General features: G+C 64.1%; 1 protein-coding gene. It reads left to right on the top strand.

Going from position 1 to position 565, the window contains the following annotated elements; all coding sequences use genetic code 11:
* On the top strand, positions 1 to 543 hold a 543-nt coding region (locus AC3WRV_RS16815; RefSeq protein ID WP_492314145.1), incomplete at its 5' end, for an EF-Tu C-terminal domain-related protein.
* Between the last annotated feature and the right edge of the window lie 22 nt (positions 544 to 565).

Raw genomic sequence — 565 nt, 5'->3', positions numbered from 1 at the left:
GTGGAAGACGTGTTCTCGATCTCGGGCCGCGGCACCGTGGTCACGGGCCGCGTCGAGAAGGGCATCGTCAAGGTCGGCGAGGAAGTCGAGATCGTCGGCATCCGTCCGGTCCAGAAGACGACCTGCACGGGCGTGGAAATGTTCCGCAAGCTGCTGGATCAAGGTCAAGCGGGCGACAACGTCGGCGTGCTGCTGCGCGGCACCAAGCGTGAAGACGTCGAGCGCGGCCAGGTGCTGTGCAAGCCGGGTTCGATCACCCCGCACACCAAGTTCCTGGCCGAGGCCTACATCCTGACCAAGGAAGAGGGCGGCCGTCACACGCCGTTCTTCACCAACTACCGTCCGCAGTTCTACTTCCGTACGACCGACGTGACCGGCATCGTGCACCTGAAGGAAGGCGTGGAAATGATCATGCCGGGCGACAACGCCGAGCTGAACGTCGAGCTGATCACCCCGATCGCCATGGACCAGGGCCTGCGCTTCGCCATCCGTGAAGGCGGCCGCACCGTCGGCGCCGGCGTCGTCGCCAAGATCATCGAGTAATCGACGGTCTGACGATCTGAAC

The sequence above is a fragment of the Brevundimonas sp. EU05-FHT14B11 genome (assembly GCF_058790835.1).
This window is presented reverse-complemented; position numbering and strand designations above follow the sequence as displayed.